Origin of the sequence: Flavobacterium sp. (genome assembly GCF_041392005.1) — a bacterium.
GTDB lineage: Bacteria > Bacteroidota > Bacteroidia > Flavobacteriales > Flavobacteriaceae > Flavobacterium.
Genome location: NZ_JAWKMX010000003.1, coordinates 151,424 through 168,395, shown reverse-complemented (window position 1 = coordinate 168,395; position 16,972 = coordinate 151,424). Strand labels below are relative to the sequence as shown.

Annotated in this window: 15 protein-coding genes; 5 read left to right on the top strand and 10 right to left on the bottom strand. The window is 32.2% G+C overall.

What is annotated here, in order from left to right; translation table 11 throughout:
* The first annotated feature begins 38 nt into the window (after positions 1-38).
* A complete protein-coding gene (locus tag R2808_RS03390; RefSeq protein WP_371269550.1) occupies positions 39-578 on the top strand; it encodes a hypothetical protein in 540 nt (179 codons plus the stop codon).
* On the opposite strand, the gene R2808_RS03385 is transcribed toward R2808_RS03390, so the two are convergent.
* Positions 562-912: a hypothetical protein gene (locus R2808_RS03385; RefSeq protein WP_371269549.1), complete on the bottom strand. Its 351-nt coding sequence runs from the start codon at positions 910-912 to the stop codon at positions 562-564. The genes R2808_RS03390 and R2808_RS03385 overlap by 17 nt on opposite strands.
* Complete coding sequence (locus R2808_RS03380; protein ID WP_371269548.1) at positions 905-1,879, bottom strand: polyprenyl synthetase family protein; 975 nt, start codon at positions 1,877-1,879, stop codon at positions 905-907. Before R2808_RS03380 ends, R2808_RS03385 begins: the two co-directional genes overlap by 8 nt.
* A gap of 157 nt (positions 1,880-2,036) precedes the next feature.
* Here R2808_RS03380 and R2808_RS03375 point away from each other — a divergent pair, with 157 nt between their 5' ends.
* From R2808_RS03375 to R2808_RS03360, 4 genes are read left to right on the top strand one after another with little or no spacing between them, the layout of a single operon-like run.
* Positions 2,037-2,642 (top strand): TetR/AcrR family transcriptional regulator, encoded by a 606-nt coding sequence (locus tag R2808_RS03375; RefSeq protein ID WP_371269547.1) that lies wholly within the window; start codon positions 2,037-2,039, stop codon positions 2,640-2,642.
* Positions 2,643-2,654: 12 nt separating this feature from the next.
* Positions 2,655-3,995, top strand: coding sequence for a TolC family protein (locus R2808_RS03370; RefSeq protein ID WP_371269546.1), 1,341 nt, complete (start codon positions 2,655-2,657; stop codon positions 3,993-3,995).
* 8 nt (positions 3,996-4,003) lie between these two features.
* Positions 4,004-5,167 carry an efflux RND transporter periplasmic adaptor subunit gene (locus R2808_RS03365; protein WP_371269544.1) on the top strand — a complete coding sequence of 388 codons (1,164 nt, stop codon included), beginning with the start codon at positions 4,004-4,006 and terminating at the stop codon, positions 5,165-5,167.
* Positions 5,168-5,176: 9 nt separating this feature from the next.
* Positions 5,177-8,671 carry an efflux RND transporter permease subunit gene (locus R2808_RS03360; protein ID WP_371269543.1) on the top strand — a complete coding sequence of 1,165 codons (3,495 nt, stop codon included), beginning with the start codon at positions 5,177-5,179 and terminating at the stop codon, positions 8,669-8,671.
* Positions 8,672-8,714: 43 nt separating this feature from the next.
* Here R2808_RS03360 and murI read toward each other — a convergent pair whose 3' ends face one another.
* The 8 genes from murI to R2808_RS03320 form a co-directional block, all read right to left on the bottom strand.
* Positions 8,715-9,497 carry a glutamate racemase gene (murI, locus tag R2808_RS03355; protein WP_371269542.1) on the bottom strand — a complete coding sequence of 261 codons (783 nt, stop codon included), beginning with the start codon at positions 9,495-9,497 and terminating at the stop codon, positions 8,715-8,717.
* A 76-nt stretch (positions 9,498-9,573) separates the two neighbouring features.
* Positions 9,574-10,077 carry an OmpH family outer membrane protein gene (locus tag R2808_RS03350; RefSeq protein ID WP_371269541.1) on the bottom strand — a complete coding sequence of 168 codons (504 nt, stop codon included), beginning with the start codon at positions 10,075-10,077 and terminating at the stop codon, positions 9,574-9,576.
* Positions 10,078-10,111: 34 nt separating this feature from the next.
* A complete protein-coding gene (locus R2808_RS03345; RefSeq protein ID WP_371269540.1) occupies positions 10,112-11,113 on the bottom strand; it encodes an OmpH family outer membrane protein in 1,002 nt (333 codons plus the stop codon).
* A gap of 81 nt (positions 11,114-11,194) precedes the next feature.
* A complete protein-coding gene (bamA, locus tag R2808_RS03340) occupies positions 11,195-13,816 on the bottom strand; it encodes an outer membrane protein assembly factor BamA (RefSeq protein ID WP_371269539.1) in 2,622 nt (873 codons plus the stop codon).
* Positions 13,817-13,823: 7 nt separating this feature from the next.
* Positions 13,824-14,567: an isoprenyl transferase gene (locus tag R2808_RS03335; RefSeq protein WP_371269538.1), complete on the bottom strand. Its 744-nt coding sequence runs from the start codon at positions 14,565-14,567 to the stop codon at positions 13,824-13,826.
* A gap of 1 nt (position 14,568) precedes the next feature.
* Positions 14,569-15,249 carry a DUF6089 family protein gene (locus tag R2808_RS03330; protein ID WP_371269537.1) on the bottom strand — a complete coding sequence of 227 codons (681 nt, stop codon included), beginning with the start codon at positions 15,247-15,249 and terminating at the stop codon, positions 14,569-14,571.
* Between the two features lie 103 nt (positions 15,250-15,352).
* Entirely contained in the window at positions 15,353-16,231 is an 879-nt protein-coding gene (locus tag R2808_RS03325; protein ID WP_371269536.1) for an NAD kinase, read from the bottom strand.
* Between the two features lies 1 nt (position 16,232).
* Positions 16,233-16,892 carry a CBS domain-containing protein gene (locus R2808_RS03320; RefSeq protein WP_371269535.1) on the bottom strand — a complete coding sequence of 220 codons (660 nt, stop codon included), beginning with the start codon at positions 16,890-16,892 and terminating at the stop codon, positions 16,233-16,235.
* Positions 16,893-16,972: the final 80 nt, after the last annotated feature.

Genomic DNA, 16,972 nt, shown 5'->3' with positions numbered 1-16,972 from the left:
TTGTATTTTTATAACATAAAACTTTAACAATTAAATTAATGAAAAAGAATTTTACAACTGTATTTTATGTATTGAGTATTGCTTTATTTTTTTGTGCATCTTCTACTATTTTTGGTCAATCGAAAATGCAACCTCAAAAATCTAAATTTTTAGATAAAGTACAGTTTGGTGGAGGTTTAGGTTTAAATTTTGGCAACAATTCTACAAACATTACTGTTGCGCCAAGTGCTATTTATAATTTTAATCAATATGTTTCGGCAGGTTTAGGCGTGCAGTATTCGTATGTAAAACAAAAAGATTTTTACGATTCACATATTTATGGCGGAAGTTTAATTGCTTTATTTAACCCTATACGTGAAATTCAACTTTCTACTGAATTAGAACAATTGCGCGTAAACAATTCGTACGACGTAAATTTTGGTGGTGGTTCTGATAATTTCTGGAACACAGCTTTGTTTTTAGGAGCTGGTTACAGAACAAACAATGTTACTATTGGTGCTCGATATAATGTTTTATATAAAGATGGTGACAATGTGTATGGCAATGCTTTTATGCCTTTTGTTAGAGTTTATTTCTAAACCACACTTTTTGCCATTCACGGGCTAATACAAGAAAAGCAACTTGCTCGGAAAGTTTTACTAAATCTGAACCGTCAAGTTGCTTTATTTTTTCTTCAGAAATATCAATAATATAAAGTAAATTTAAATATTCGGCAAACTTGTACTGAATGAGTTTGTATATTTTTTCGTGTAAATTATTTTTCAATTCACTTGGCAAAATAGTAGTTGGCAATTCCATACTTTCATTAGCTAAATTGAAATCTTTATTGAGTTGAACAATGAGTTTTTCGTACAAGTTTTCTTTTTCAGCTTGATAAAATAAAGATTCTATTGTTGCTGGCGGATTATACATTACGGTTCATTAATTGTTCTCCAAAATTTTTCAACATTTCTTTTTTAGTACTCTCAATTTCTATTTTTTCTAAAGTTGAAAATGCTTTTTGAGTAAAGTTTTGAATCGCTTGACGCGTAGCGTCTGCTGCAGTTGTTTCAACAAAAAGTTGCTTTACCGATTCAATTTTATCTGTATTATCTGTTGGTTGAATCGAAAACAGATGTAATAATTGCTCTTTTTGTTCTGTGGTTCCAAATTCTATAGCCTTTAAATACAGAAATGTTTTTTTATTTTCGATAATATCGCCACCTACTTGTTTTCCGAATGTTTTAGGATCACCAAAAGCATCTAAATAATCGTCTTGTAATTGAAAAGCAATACCCAAATTTAAACCAAAATCATAAATTAAATTAGCATTCTCCTCAGATGTTTCAGCAACAATTGCACCCATTTTCATTGCTGCGGCTACCAATACTGCCGTTTTATATTCGATCATTTTTAAATATTCGGGAATGGTAACATCGTCACGTGTTTCAAAATCAACATCGTATTGTTGTCCTTCACACACTTCTAAAGCTGTTTTACCAAATAATTTTGCAAGTTGTTGAAAAATATGTGGTTCGTAAGCTTCAAAAAACTGATATGCTAAAATTAACATAGCATCGCCCGAAAGAATTCCAGTATTCAAATCCCATTTTTCATGCACCGTTTCATTTCCTCTTCGCAAAGGTGCATCGTCCATAATATCATCATGAATTAATGAAAAATTATGAAACACCTCAACCGCAGTTGCCGCAGGTAATGCACTTTTTAAATCGGCATTAAAAATATCGGCACTCATTAAAGTTAAAACAGGGCGCATTCTTTTTCCGCCTAAATCTAAAATATACTTAATTGGTTCATAAAGCCCTTTGGGTTCTTTTTTTAAAGAAATTTGATTAAAATGTTCTGCAATTATAGTTTGATAGTTAGAAAGTGGTTGCATAGCTTCTATTTATTGGGCAAATTTCGCTAAAAAATAATTATTAAAGAAGTATTTATAATTCAAAAAGCAAGAATGTTAAAAATCTCATAAAAACTTTGGAAACTTTTTTTGTATTAAAAGTTTCTGTAGTACATTTGCAGCCGAAAATTTCGAGAAAATGAAAGAGAAAATTATTGAAAAAGCAGCCGAAATGTTTGTTTCTCACGGGTTTAAAAGCATAACAATGGATGATATTGCTTGCGAATTGGGCATATCAAAAAAAACAATTTATCAGCATTTTACAACTAAACCTGATTTGGTAAAAAGTGCAAGTTTTTTTGTTTTTGAAAAAATTTCATCGGGAATTGATGCCATTTGTCAAAAAAGTACCAACCCAATTGAAGAGCTTTTCGACATTAAAAACTTTGTTTCCGATTATTTAAAAACGGAAAACTCAACAACCACTTTTCAATTGCAAAAATATTATCCTAAAATTCATGATGCAATTAAAAAACTACATCTCGAAAAAATGGAAAACTGTATTATTGGAAATTTAACAAGAGGTATTACTGCCAATTTATATCGCAAAGAGATTGAACCTTCTATTATAGGTCGTTTTTATTTTGCGGGTATAAGTTCTTGTAAAGATGAAACACTTTTCCCTTCCAATATTTATAACAACTCTCAAATTCATAAAGAATTTTTAATTTATCATTTGCGAGGAATAGGTACTCCAAAAGGATTAGAAATATTAGAAAAAACAATACAAAAGCAAACTAATTAATATTAAATTTTAATGAAAAATTTTTACATTATTATTGTTTTAATGATTTCTTCGTTGCTAACCGCACAAGAAAAGCAAGAACAATATGCCTTTACACTAGAAGAGGCAATAGCACATGCGCTAAAAAACAACTACCAAGTTGTAAATGCAGAGCGCAATATAGAAAGTGCCATTAAGAAAAAATGGGAAACCACTGCCATTGGTTTACCTCAAATTGACGCTAGCCTTAATTATCAAAACAATTTTGAAATTCAAAAATCGTTAGTTCCTGCTGAATTTTTTGGAGGAAACCCTGGCGAATTTGCTGAAGTTGCATTTGGTACAAAACATAATATGGTTGCTAATGCAACTTTGCGTCAACTTATATTTGATGGCTCTTATTTAGTTGGATTGCAATCGGCTAAAGTTTATTTACAAATTTCTGAAAATGCAAAAGAAAAAACGGATTTAGAAATTCGTGAAATGGTTATAAATGCCTATGGTAATGTATTGTTAGCCAATGAATCTGTAAATGTATTAAAAAGCAATAAAACTTCTCTCGAAAAAACCTTGTATGAAATTACCCAAATTTATAAAAACGGTTTAACTGAAGAAGAAAGTGTTGAACAATTACAAATAACTTTAAGTCAAATTAATAGTTCGTTATCTTATGCAACGCGTCGTGCTAATATTTCACTTGATATGTTAAAATTTGTTTTGGGAATTGATTTAGACAACACACTTCAATTAAAAGATAATCTTGATCAATTAGCGTTAAAAAACATTGATTTAGCAGCAACAACTTCAACATTTAACATTAACGATAATATTGATTACAAAATCGAATTAAATACATTAAAATCAAATGAATTATTAGTTAAGTTAGAAAAAAGCAAATATTTACCTTCATTAGGTGCGCAAGTAAATTTTGGTTATAATTCATTTAGCAATGATTTTTCGTTTTTACAAAGCGATCAAAAATGGTTAAATTATTCCTATTTAGGTGTAGGATTAAATGTTCCTATATTTAGCAGTTTTGCCCGTTCATCAAGAGTGCAACAAGCAAAAATTGCTTATGAAAAAGCAGAAACAAACTTAAAACAAACGGAACAAAATTTAAGGTTACAATTTGAAACCGTTAAAAACGAATATCAATTTAGCATTGAGCAATATACCGTTTCTAAAGAAAACTTACGATTGGCAGAACGCATTGAGCACAAACAAGGTGTTAAATTTCAGGAAGGAATTTCAAGTAGTTTTGAATTTACCGAAGCACAACGCCAATTATATGCTGCGCAACAATCGTTTTTAGAAGCAATGGTAAATGTGATTAACAAAAAAACAGCTTTAGATAAAATCATCAACAATAATTAATTTATATCATGAAAAAAAATATAATCGCAATACTTACTTTAGTTTTATTGGTTGCTTGTGGTGGCGACAAAAAAAACTCGACTGAATCAGTAATAGAAAAAGGCGACGTAAAAGCGTTACGCGAAAAAAGAAGTCAATTAGTAGCACAAACCGATGCTTTAAATAAAGAAATCGAATTAATTGATGCTGCTATTGGTAAGTTAGATACCAATCATAAAATCATGTTAATTACAACGCTTACCGCTAAAGACACTTTATTTAATCATTATTTAGAACTTCAAGCAGATGTTCAAACAAAAGAAAACATTATTTTAAATTCACAATTTGGCGGAACGTTACAACAAATATATGTAGCTGAAGGACAACGAGTAACTAAAGGGCAAACTATTGCTAAAGTAGATGACGGTGGGTTAAGTCAACAAGTAGCCCAATTAGAAATTCAAGCGGGTTTAGCAAAAACAACCTTTGAACGTCAACAAAATTTATGGAATCAAAAAATTGGTTCCGAAATTCAATATTTACAAGCTAAATCGGCTTATGAAGCACAAGCTAAAGCCGTAAATCAATTAAAATCGCAATTGGCTAAAACCGTAATTAAAGCGCCTTTTTCGGGAACTATAGATGAAATAATTACCGATCAAGGTAGTGTTGTTGCACCAGGAACACCAATTGCACGTATTATTAACCTAAGCAATATGTATTTGGAAGCAGAAGTTCCTGAAAAATACATCAGTTCAATTAAAAACGGATGTGATGTTATGGTTGAATTGCCAACAATCGGTGAAAAATTTAATACAAAAGTTTCGCAAACAAGTAATTACATCAATCCTGCCAACCGCTCTTTTATGGTACAAGTAAAAGTGCCTAATAAAAACGGAAATATTAAACCAAATCTTTCTGCTAAAGTTCAAATTAAAGATTACAGTAACCCAAGTGTAATTTCGGTTCCTGCAAGTATTATTTCTGAAAATGCAGAAGGCGAACAATATGTATATATTGCCGATAATGTTACGACTGATGGTAATACTGTTGCTAAACGTGTTATTGTTACTACAGGTTTAACACAAAATGGTATGATTGAAATTTTAAGCGGTGTAACTGATGGTCAACACATCATTAAAGAAGGTGCACGTAGCGTAAAAGACGGACAAAAAGTATCGATTATTAAATAAAAATATACTATGACTCAAAATACATCCGATAAAGAATTTAAGCTTTCATCGTGGGCAATTGAAAACAAAATGACCATATATGTGGTTATGGCATTGTTTTTTATCATGGGAATTTCTGCCTATTATGGTATGCCTCGTGAAGATTTCCCTGAAGTAAAAGAAACCAAAATTTATATAAGTACAGTTTATCCAGGAAATACTGCCGAAGATATTGAACGCTTAATTATAGATCCGCTTGAAGATGAACTGAAAAACGTTAGTAATGTCGTTGAAATTACATCTACATCATCTGAAGATTACGGAATTGTAATTGTAGAATTTGACGAAAAAATTTCTGTTGATGCGGCAAAACAAAAAGTAAAAGACGAGGTCGACTCTAAAAAAGCTAGCGAAGATTGGCCTACATTTAATGGCGCCAAAGTTGAACCTAATGTGTTTGATTTAAATCTTTCTGAAGAAATTCCAATTTTAAACATTAATATTTCAGGTGAAAATTATCCTGTGTATAAATTAAAAGAGTTTGGCGAATATCTTGAAGATGAAATCGAATCGCTACCCGAAATTAAACAAGTTGATATTCGTGGCGCACAAGATAAAGAAGTTGAAGTAGCTGTTGATATTTATAAAATGATGGCAGCTCAAATTAGTTTCGACGATGTTATCAATGCCATACGTGGTGGTAATGTAACTATGTCGGCAGGTAATTTAATTGCTAATGGACAACGTCGTACTATCCGTATTTTAGGTGAAATTGAAAACCCAAGCGACCTTGATAATTTTGTAGTTAAAAGTAATCGTGGTGCTGTGTATTTAAAAGACATTGCAAATATTTCTTTTAAAGATGTTGATAAAACAACCTATGCTCGTGAGTTTGGCCATGAAGTGGTAATGCTCGATGTTAAAAAGAGAGCAGGTAAAAACATGATTGAAGCAGCCGATAAAATCAAAACTATTATTGCTGACGCACAGCTAAATAATCATATTCCAAGTGATGTAAATATTACCGTTGCTAACGACCAATCATCAAGAACTTTAAATCAGGTTGACGATTTAGTAAATAATATCATTTTTGGTATAATACTCGTTGTTGGCGTGTTAATGTTTTTCTTAGGATTCCGAAATGCACTTTTCGTTGGATTTGCCATTCCAATGTCTATGTTTATGTCGTTTATGATATTAAATGGTATGGGCTATACGCTAAATACCATGATTCTTTTCGGATTGATTATGGGACTCGGTATGTTAGTTGATAACGGAATTGTGGTTGTTGAAAACGTTTACCGTTTAATGGAAGACGAAGGCATGAGCCGAATTGAAGCCGCTAAAAAAGGTATTGGCGAAATTGCTTTACCTATTATAATTTCTACAGCTACTACTGTTGCGGCATTTGTTCCGCTTGGTTTATGGCCAGGTACTATGGGCGAATTTATGAAATTTTTCCCTATAACACTTTCTGTTGTTTTGGGTTCATCATTATTTGTTGCAGTGTTTTTTAACTCGGTATTGGTGTCTCAATTTATGGATGTTAATGACAAAATATTAACTCGTAAACAACTCATACAATTATCTATAATTTTAGTTCCAATAGGATTATTTATTGTTATAATTGGCGGTCAATATAGAGCTTTAGGTTCATTAATGATATTTACGGCTGCAATGTTTTGGGTGTATCGTTACTTTTTAAAAGATGTAACTGTAAAATTTCAACATGTAATATTATCGCGTTGGGAGAACTGGTATGAACGTTCTTTAAAATTTTTCTTATCAGGTAAAAAACCATACATCGTAACAATTGGAATGGTTATCATGTTCTTTTTAATTTTAGGATTATACTTCGGGTGGAGTGTTGCTAGCCAACGTACTAAAGTTGAATTTTTCCCTGATAACAAACCCAATCAAGTAATTGTTTATATCGAATATCCGCAAGGAACTGATATTGAAAAAACGAACGCCATTACTAAACGTATTGAAAAACAAGTGTACGAAGTAATGAATTCGAAAGAATTTATGAACGAAGATGGCACGTTTAATTATTTAGTTGAATCGGCTGTTTCACAAGTGGGTGAAGGTGCTGGAAACCCACAAACCGATGGTGGTTCAAGTGCCGAAATGCCAAACAAAGGTAAAATTACCGTTTCCATGCGTGAGTACAAATTTAGAGATGGTAAAGACTCTGAAACTATGCGTGCAAAAGTTCAAGAAGCATTAAAAGATATTTATCCTGGGGTTACCATTTCAGTTGAAAAAGATGCCGTTGGACCACCAGCAGGTTACCCTGTAAACATCGAAATTAAAGGCGACGATTATACCGAATTAATTGTTACTGCCGAAAAAATGCGCGAATTTTTAAACACGAAAAACATTCCAGGTGTTGACGAATTAAAAGTTGATGTTAATAAAAGTAAACCAGCTATGCGTGTTGTTGTTGATCGTGAAAAAGCAGGAGAAATGGGCGTTTCATCAGGACAAGTAGGTAACCAATTACGTCGTTCAATTTTTGGTGAAAAAGCAGGTATTTATAAAAAAGATGGCGATGATTACGATATTTATGTTCGTTTTAATGAAGAAAATCGCTACGATCAAAGTGCTTTGTTTAATCAAAAAATTATATTTAGAACCAACACCGGCGAATTAAAAGAAATTCCTGTTTCTACAGTGGCAAGCCAAAAGAATACGTCGTCGTTTAGTGCTATTAAACACCGAAACACCGAACGTGTTGTGGTATTATATTCTGCACTGGCTCCAGGTTATACAGATGCTGGCGCTATTGTAAATCAAATTCAATCAGAAATGGCGAATTTTAAAGATATGCCTAATGGAATAAAAATTGATTATACCGGACAAATTGAAGAGCAAAACAAACAAATGGGCTTTTTAATGGGTGCATTAATTTCGGGCTTAGGTTTAATTATGCTTATTTTGGTGTTCCAATTTAATTCCATTTCAAAACCATCAATTATTATGATTGCAGTGTTTTTAAGTTTTATTGGTGTTTTCTTAGGATTAATGATTACAGGATGGCCATTCGTAATTATGATGACCATGATGGGAATCATTTCATTAGCTGGAATTGTGGTAAATAATGGTGTGGTTTTACTCGATTATACACAGTTATTAATCGATCGTAAAAAAGAAGTTTTAGGAATTCCTGAAGGTAAGATGCTTCCAAAAGAAGAAATATTTAATGCTATTGTTGTGGGCGGAAAAGCGCGTTTACGACCTGTATTGTTAACTGCAATTACAACAGTATTGGGTTTAATTCCGCTAGCAATTGGTTTTAATATTGACTTTTTCTCATTATTTAGCGAAGGAAACCCACATATTTATATGGGTGGTGATAATGTTATCTTTTGGGGTCCATTAGCATGGACGGTAATTTTCGGACTAATTTTTGCTACCTTTTTAACACTTATAGTTGTACCTGTATTATTTTATTTGGTAAACTTATTAAAAATTTGGTGGTTTAATCGAAAAAATAAGCAACAAGAATCAGTAGAATTATAAACAGAAAGCGGTTTCAAAATTTTGAAACCGCTTTTTGTTTTATTTAAAAATCTAGATAATTTACATTCGTAGAAAACTGCAAAATATTTTGCAATACCGTAGGATTATTATTGGTAAAAAACAAATGTTCGCCTTTTTTTGTATTGCTGTTTCTTAAATTGTTTTGCATTAAAATGTTTTTAGTTTGCTTTGCAACCGCTTCGCCAGAATCGATAATTTTTATAGAATTAGGAAGAATTTTTTGTATTTGCGCTATTAAATAAGGATAATGACTACAGCCTAAAACCAAATAATCTATATTTTCAGCAATCATAGGCTGTAAATACTGGTTTAAGAGTTGTGTCATTTCTTCCGATTCAATTTTTCCATTTTCGATAAGTTCTACTAATCCTGTTCCTATTTGTTCAACAAAGTTAACATTCGTGTATTGTTTTGCTTTTTCATAAAACAATTCGCTAGTAATAGTTCCTTTCGTTGCTAGAACACCTATTTTTTGGGTTTTAGAATAAATAGCTGCTGGTTTTATAGCCGGTTCTATTCCTATAAATGGAACAGCATAAGTGGCACGCATTTCTTTTATAGCATTTGTAGTGGCAGTGTTGCACGCTACTACTATTAATTTACACTTTTTTTTTAGTAAAAAATCGACATTTTTAAAACATAATTCAATTATTTCTTTTTTCGATTTAATACCGTATGGTGCATTTTTACTATCGGCTAAATAAATTGTGTTTTCATTAGGTAATAGCCTACTAACTTCCTTCCATATAGATGTTCCGCCAATTCCAGAATCAAAAAAACCAATAGGGTTTGAATTGTTTTGCATAACACAAAAGTATAAAAAAACTGCCCAATCTTTTCGATGGGCAGTTTGTATTTTTGTAGAATTATGGATTTATAAATTAAAAACCTAATTCTTTTTTTACATCGTTTAAAATATCTGGACCAGTAGCAACCAAAACTCCACCACCTGCAGTTGCGTCTAAAATATAATCGTAACCTTTTGCAGCTGCCACTTTTTTAATAGCGTTGTGTGCTTTATCCATAATAGGTTTTAACAAGTCCATTTCTTTTTTACCCAATTCTTTTTGAGCACTTTGTTGGTATTGTTGAATGCGAACACCCATATCTTGCATTTCTTTTTCACGCGTTTGGTTTATTGCTTCGTCAACCGTTTCTGCTTCTTGTTGGTATTTTTGCAACTTTGTTTGATATTGTTGTACCATTTCTTGGTACTCGTTATCGTAATTTGTTTTTATTTTTTCTAATTGCGATTGTGCCGCTTTCATTTCGGGCATATTAGTCATTAACGCTTGTACGTCTATATGTGCCACTTTTGCTTGAGCAAATAATTGAGTTCCTGCAAATAAGATTAATGCAAATACTAAAGTTTTAAATTGTTTCATGTGTATTAAAAATTATGATATTAAATGTTATGTATTATTCTGTACTATTTTGATTTTCTTTTGCTTTTTTAGCGGCTTCGCGTTCTTCTAAAATTTTGTTTCGACGTTCTTCTAATTCTCTTTTTCTATCTTCAAGTTTTTGTTGTCGTTCTGCCTCTGCTTTTGCTCGTTTTTCTTCTGCTGTTGTTTGCGCAGGTGCTACTTCGTCTGTTGTATTATTGATTGTTTTTTCTGTTTCTTTATTTTCATCTGAAGTAGTATCAACATCTGTGCCATTTTTTTTAGCATTGCGTTCATCAAGGGCTTTTTGGCGTCTTGCTTCTGCTTCTGCTTTTCTATCTTCAAGCATTTTTTCGCGGGCGGCTTTACGTTCTTCGAGCATTTTTTCACGAGCTGCTTTTTTTGCTTCTAATGCTTCTCTACGCGCTGCAAGTTCTGGATTTTCGTCTTCCATATTTTCCAACGCCTCTTGTGCTTCTTGTGCTTTTAATTGTTTTTTTGTTAATTCTTCTCTTTTTTCTGTACGCGAAATAATACGAATTACTTTATCGCTGATATCGTGGCGTTGATTAGCAAAAAGCATCGTTAAGTCGGAAGATTTATCGAAAACAAAATCGTATTTTTGTTGTTCGGCAATATCTTGTATTGCATTAAAAACTTGATCTTGTACAGGCTTTACTAAAGTTGTTTTTTGTACGATTAAATCGCCTTGTACGCCAAACTTTTTTTCTTGATACTCTAAAAGCTCTTGTTCTAGAAAGGTTATTTCTTCTTCTCTTTCGTTAATTAATTCTTTTGTAAGTAAAGCGCGTTCTGTGTTTAAGGCTTCTTTTAGTTTATCTATTTCGGCTTTTTTTACTTCTATTTCTTGTTTCCATTTTACGGCTTTTTGTTCTAACTGGTTGTTAGCTTCTGCATACGAAGAAACTTTGCTTAAAATGTAATCCATATCAATGTAGGCAATGCGCATTCCTCTACTTTGAGAAAAAAGAAATGAAGTGCTTACTAATGTTGCTAATACGAGTATTTTTTTCATAATCTAGGCTTTATTTTTAAACCAATACCTGTGCAAGATACTAAATATTTTGTGAGTTTTTACACTAATAACGTGTAAGGTTTAAAATTGTTGTCCTATTATAAAATGAGTTTGCCATCCGCTTTTTTGTGTTGTTCCTGGTATAGGGTCGAAACCGTGAGCAAAATCGATACCCAGCAACCCAAATGCTGGCATAAACACTCGTAAACCTACACCTGCCGAACGCTGTAAGGTAAATGGGTTAAATTGTTTAAAATCGTCGAATGCCGCACCTGCTTCTAAGAATGTTAATCCGTAAATTGAAGCTGTTCCGCCTAAAACTATAGGATAGCGTAATTCTAATGAGAATTTATTATAAATTGTTCCTCCATCGGGCGATGATAAAGAATTGTTTGGATAACCTCTTAATTGAATGGTTTCACGTCCGTCTAACGAATAATTAGCTAATCCATCGCCACCTACAAAAAATCGTTCAAATGGTACTAAACCTCTTTCGCTATTATAATAACCCATAAAACCAAATTCGCCTAATGTTCGCAACACTAATTTTTCGTAAACCGTAGTGTACCAATCGGCTTTAAATTTAATTTTATAATATTCTAACCAGTTGTATTTTTTTTGATCTACTTTAGCTTGATCTACCTGTGCATCATCTGGATTGGTTACTGCGTAGCCTGAGCTATTTAGATAAGTTCCTTCGGCTATATTTGCACCATCTGGATCTATATAACCCGCTGCGGCTTTTACTTTATAATCTGGGTCGCTTTCTAGTTTACCATAATCGATACCATTAAATAGAGAGTATGGTAACGTAAAGCGAGCCGATACACTAAACTCTGAACCATATTGCGGATAAATAGGGTTAGAACCTTTGCTGTTTCTGGTTAAACCAATGGTGTATGCCAAGTTTCTAGATGAACCATCGCCAAAAGTAAATAAACCTGTGTTGTAGTTGTTTAAATCGTAATATTGAAATGATGCACTACCCGATAATACAAAATAATCGTCGGGGCGTTTTAATCGTTTTGAAACTCCAGCAGATAGCGATGTAATGTTGAAACTTTGGTCGCGCGTTACATCTCTAGTTCTGTAATTGTACAGAAATTGTTTACTATGTGAAATGGAACCAAAAAAGCTAATAGGTTTTTTACCACCTAACCAAGGTTCTGTAAATGACAAACTGTAGGTTTGGAAATAAGAACTTCCTTGTAAGCGAAGCGATAATTTTTGACCATCGCCCATAGGCAGTGGCTTATAGGCATCTTTATTAAAAATATTGCGAAGTGAAAAATTGTTAAACGACAAGCCTAATGTTCCTATAAAGCCACCGCCGCCATAGCCACCTTGAAGTTCTACTTGACTAGCACCTTTTTCTTCTACTTGGTATTCAATATCTATAGTTCCTGCTTGTGGATCTACGTTTTTAAATTCGGGTTTTATGTTTTCGGCATCGAAAAACCCTAGTGCACCTATTTCTCTAACTGATCGTATTACTAAGTCTTTACTGTACTTTTGTCCTGGTTTTGTGCGAAGTTCTCGGTAAATTACGTGGTCGTTTGTTTTATCGTTCCCTTTTACGGTAATTTTGTTAAAGTAGGCAATTGGTCCTTCTGTTATTCTAATTTCGAAATCAATTGTATCGTTATAGGTTTTTACCTCAACGGGATTAATATTCGAAAATAAATAGCCATTGTTTTGATACAAATTGGTAATATCATCGGCATCGGGTTTGGTATTATCGGCAATTCGTTTTTGAAGTAAAACACCGTTGTACGTATCGCCTTTGGCAATGCCTAACATTCTTTTTAATTGTCTTTCGTTGTAAACGGTATTTCCTATAAAACGTATGTCGCCAAAATAGTATTTTTTACCTTCTTCTACATTTATTTTTATGTTTACCGTGTTGTTTTTAGCATTATAGGCTACGGTGTCTGATAAAATTCGGGCATCTCTATATCCGCTTTCTTTGTATTTATTAATTACAGCGGTTAAATCTTCTTTATAGTTGTTTTTTATATATTTTGAACGTTTATAAAAACGTAGTACATTTCGTTTTTTTGTGTTTTTTAGTGCTTTTCGCAATTTAGCATCTGATATTTTTTCGTTTCCAGAAAATTGTATTTCTGCTACTTTTACTTTATCGCCTTTATCTATGTTAACCACCATTTTTACTTGGTTATCTAGCGTATCTGGAATAGTGTTAATAAAAACTTTAATGTTATAAAACCCATCTTTTTTGTATTTATTTTCGATGTAGTTTTTTGTAGTAGTTAGCAAGTTGTTGTTTACTATTTTTCCTTTTTTAAGATCGGTTTCTTTAAGTAAATCTTCTGCTTTTCCCTTTTTTAATCCGTTAATTTTTACATCGGCTAGTTTAGGCAATTCATTTAAATACAATTCTAATGAAATGCTATCGCCTTTTATTTCGTTTACATAAAAATTAACATCGCTAAAAAGACCTAATTTCCATAATTTTTTAATGGCCGAGCTAATTTCTGAACCTGGCACTATAATATCTTGTCCTTTTTCTAAACCTGTAAATGTAATTACTGTTTGTTCGCTATATTGAATTTTACCTGTAACTTTTACATTGGAAAGTATATATTTTTTCCCTTGTTCAAATTCTTCTTGTTGTGCTATTGCTTCTGTTGTGCTACCTAACACAAAAAACATAAATAGTACGTGTAATGTATTTTTTAACATTTTGAAATTATGAAATTTGTTCACTTGTTTTTCCAAATCTTCGTTCTCTATTTTGAAAGCTTATTATTGCTTTGTATAATTCTTCTTCTGTAAAATCGGGCCACAATACATCGGTAAAATAAAACTCTGCATATGCTACTTGCCACAGCAAGAAATTACTTAATCTGTGCTCGCCACTGGTTCGTATTACCAAATCAACATCGGGAAGATTATGGGTGTAAAGATGCTCATTAATAATGTTTTCACCAATAGCATCAGAAGAAATTATATTATTTTTAACTTTATCGCTTATTTTTTTAACAGCCTGAATAAGTTCTTCTCTACTGCCATAGCTAAGGGCTAATGTAAGCGTCATGTGTTTGTTTTCGGCAGTTTTAGCAATAACTTCTTGTAATTCTCGTTGAACCTTTTCGGGTAAATTTGTTAAATTTCCAATGGCATTTAACCTAATTTTATTTTCTTGTAGTGTTTTTAATTCTTTTTTTAACGACGAAATTAAAAGCTTCATTAAAGTATCAACCTCTAGCTTTGGGCGGTTCCAGTTTTCTGTTGAAAACGCATATAACGTAAGGTTTTTTATTCCTAATTTGGCACAATTTTCTACTGTTAATCGAACCGATTTGGTTCCGTTTTCGTGTCCTACGGCGCGTAACAGTCCTTTTTGTTTTGCCCAACGACCATTTCCGTCCATAATAATAGCTAAATGGCTTGGTAATTTTAGTTTGTTTATTTGCGTTTCTAAATGTTTCATTTTAATGCGGGCAAAAACAAGGATTTTCTCCAAATGTGTACGTTAATGTTATTCCAGAAAACACATACCAATCGTTACTGTTTAGGTTACCAAATCGTATTGAAGCAAAATTATCATTTTCTGGAAAACTACCATCTAAATTATCGGTTAATGCGTAGCGAGCTCCTACTTCTACGCCCAGTACAAACTGTTGTGCTATCTTGGCTTTAAGACCAACTACCATGGGTATTGCAAATTGACCATTTCGGTAATCTGTTTTACTTTTTTTGTTATCAATATACAATTCATCGTAAATAAAATAGTTAACACCTGTAAAGACATAGGGCGTAAAAACTTTATCAAAATTATGTAAATCGAATTCAAAAAAATTAAATTCTAAACCTGCAGAAAATTCGTGTACATAATTTTTAAACGAATAGCCTCTTAAATACCTATTTGGCGCTTCACTATCTTTATCGTTTGCTTTAAGCTCTCCATATTTATAAGAAAAACGCCACGAATGCCTTGGGCTTCTGTTCCATTTATAAACAAGTCCTATAGCGGGCTCATTTGGCTTTACATAATCGGTAGGACCAATATCGCCTATATAATTAATTCCACCAGCAAAAACCCCAATTTCATGAATTTGACTAATGGCACTTAAAGAACTGATAAATACTATATAAACTAAAAAGCGTTTCATTTTTTAAAATAGTTTGCAAATATAACAATATTGATTTCTTTACCACATTTTGTGGTAACTTATTTTAAAACGCTAAAAAAGAAAAAGTGGTATAATTTGAGAATTAATTTCTTTTATCTTCGCCCCAAAGTAATTTTTTTCGAATTGTTTTAGAAAAATCCTCTTCTTTAAACTCGATTAAATTAATGTAAAAAGAAGCTTTTTTTATGTATAAAGTGGTTTGGTTATTAACCGATGTTATTCGAGAATCTAACGATACTAAAAACGCATCTTCTCTACCCGATATTTTTAAACTAATTTCGGTATCGTCTGTTATTACAAGCGGACGAGCATTTAAATTATGTGGCGCTATTGGGTTAATTATAAAACTGTTTACACTAGGTGTTACAATAGGACCGCCACAACTTAGAGAGTAACCTGTTGAACCTGTAGGAGTTGCTAAAATTAATCCATCTGCCCAGTACGAGGTTAAATATTCTTGGTTTAAATAGGTTTCTATGGTTATCATAGAAGTTGTTTCTTTTCTAGAAACTGTTATTTCGTTAAGCGCAAAATTTAAATCGGCTAAATCTGGGTTTTTTGGCTCGCAACGCAAAGTAATAAGCGACCGTTTTGAAATGGAGTATTCTTTTGCAATAACTTTAGTTAACAGTGGTTCTATATTATCTAACTGAACGGTTGCTAAAAAACCTAATCTTCCTGTGTTAATACCTACAATAGGAATATTTTTGTCGCGCACATAGGTTACGGCTCTCAAAATTGTACCATCGCCACCTATACTTACAAAAGCTGTAAAGCTTGCATCTAATTCTGTATGGTTTGAAAAAACACTAAATTTTTTTGGCAAAAAAGATGCAATTAATTTATAGAAGTTTTCTTCAATAACAACTTCGCAATTGTTTTCAATAAAAAACGCAATTACTTTTAAAACCGTAGTTTCGGTGCTGTTTTGATAATATTGTCCAAATAACGCAAACTTCATTCTATAAACTCAAGTATTTGTCTAAATAATCGGAACGTTCTTTTAAATTTTGCAAATAGTTGTCGTCTGCTATTTCCGAAACTATTTGGTATTCAAATCGACGAAAGGTTTGAATAATATCGTTTAACGAGCCTCCACTTGTTTTAAGTGTTATTTCTACTTTATTGTTTTCTATTTTCGATACAAATGCACCTAACAGACGAGCATTATTACTTTCTACAATTTGCACAATTTGTCCCATTGTATAATTAGTTACGTCTTTTTCTACTACTAAAATACCGCCATCTTCTTTTAAAAAAGGTGTTTCGTGAAAAAATCGAATTACATCTTCTAATTCGTAGTAACCTACATATTTATTTTTATCGCTTAAAACGGGCACAATATTGGTTTCATTTTGGGCAAACACCTCTAATACGTCGAGCCAAATCATATTTACACGTACATAAAAACGGTCGAGTTCATATTTGTTATCGGTTATAGTAGTTTCGCCTTCTAAAATATCGGCATTATCTCGGCTTATACTACCTATAAAAACACCATTTTCTAAAACTGGAAAGTGCGAATAATTTAGATTTAAAAAAAAATCTTGTACATAGCTAATAGTGTCTGTTGTTTTTAACGGACGTAAATCTCTATTTATATAGCTAAATATCGAATTCATTTTTAGTTTAATTTTTGGTGCAAATTAATCAATTTTTACCACAAAGCCATTTATACTTTGTATTTTTGTTTTTCTAAAAC

Bases quoted from the DNA above. Each gene is read 5' to 3' on its own strand.
- R2808_RS03390 (WP_371269550.1), top strand. From the start codon at position 39: ATGAAAAAGAATTTTACAACTGTATTTTATGTATTGAGTATTGCTTTA.
- R2808_RS03385 (WP_371269549.1), bottom strand. From the start codon at position 912: ATGTATAATCCGCCAGCAACAATAGAATCTTTATTTTATCAAGCTGAA.
- R2808_RS03380 (WP_371269548.1), bottom strand. From the start codon at position 1,879: ATGCAACCACTTTCTAACTATCAAACTATAATTGCAGAACATTTTAAT.
- R2808_RS03375 (WP_371269547.1), top strand. From the start codon at position 2,037: ATGAAAGAGAAAATTATTGAAAAAGCAGCCGAAATGTTTGTTTCTCAC.
- R2808_RS03370 (WP_371269546.1), top strand. From the start codon at position 2,655: ATGAAAAATTTTTACATTATTATTGTTTTAATGATTTCTTCGTTGCTA.
- R2808_RS03365 (WP_371269544.1), top strand. From the start codon at position 4,004: ATGAAAAAAAATATAATCGCAATACTTACTTTAGTTTTATTGGTTGCT.
- R2808_RS03360 (WP_371269543.1), top strand. From the start codon at position 5,177: ATGACTCAAAATACATCCGATAAAGAATTTAAGCTTTCATCGTGGGCA.
- murI (WP_371269542.1), bottom strand. From the start codon at position 9,497: ATGCAAAACAATTCAAACCCTATTGGTTTTTTTGATTCTGGAATTGGC.
- R2808_RS03350 (WP_371269541.1), bottom strand. From the start codon at position 10,077: ATGAAACAATTTAAAACTTTAGTATTTGCATTAATCTTATTTGCAGGA.
- R2808_RS03345 (WP_371269540.1), bottom strand. From the start codon at position 11,113: ATGAAAAAAATACTCGTATTAGCAACATTAGTAAGCACTTCATTTCTT.
- bamA (WP_371269539.1), bottom strand. From the start codon at position 13,816: ATGTTAAAAAATACATTACACGTACTATTTATGTTTTTTGTGTTAGGT.
- R2808_RS03335 (WP_371269538.1), bottom strand. From the start codon at position 14,567: ATGAAACATTTAGAAACGCAAATAAACAAACTAAAATTACCAAGCCAT.
- R2808_RS03330 (WP_371269537.1), bottom strand. From the start codon at position 15,249: ATGAAACGCTTTTTAGTTTATATAGTATTTATCAGTTCTTTAAGTGCC.
- R2808_RS03325 (WP_371269536.1), bottom strand. From the start codon at position 16,231: ATGAAGTTTGCGTTATTTGGACAATATTATCAAAACAGCACCGAAACT.
- R2808_RS03320 (WP_371269535.1), bottom strand. From the start codon at position 16,892: ATGAATTCGATATTTAGCTATATAAATAGAGATTTACGTCCGTTAAAA.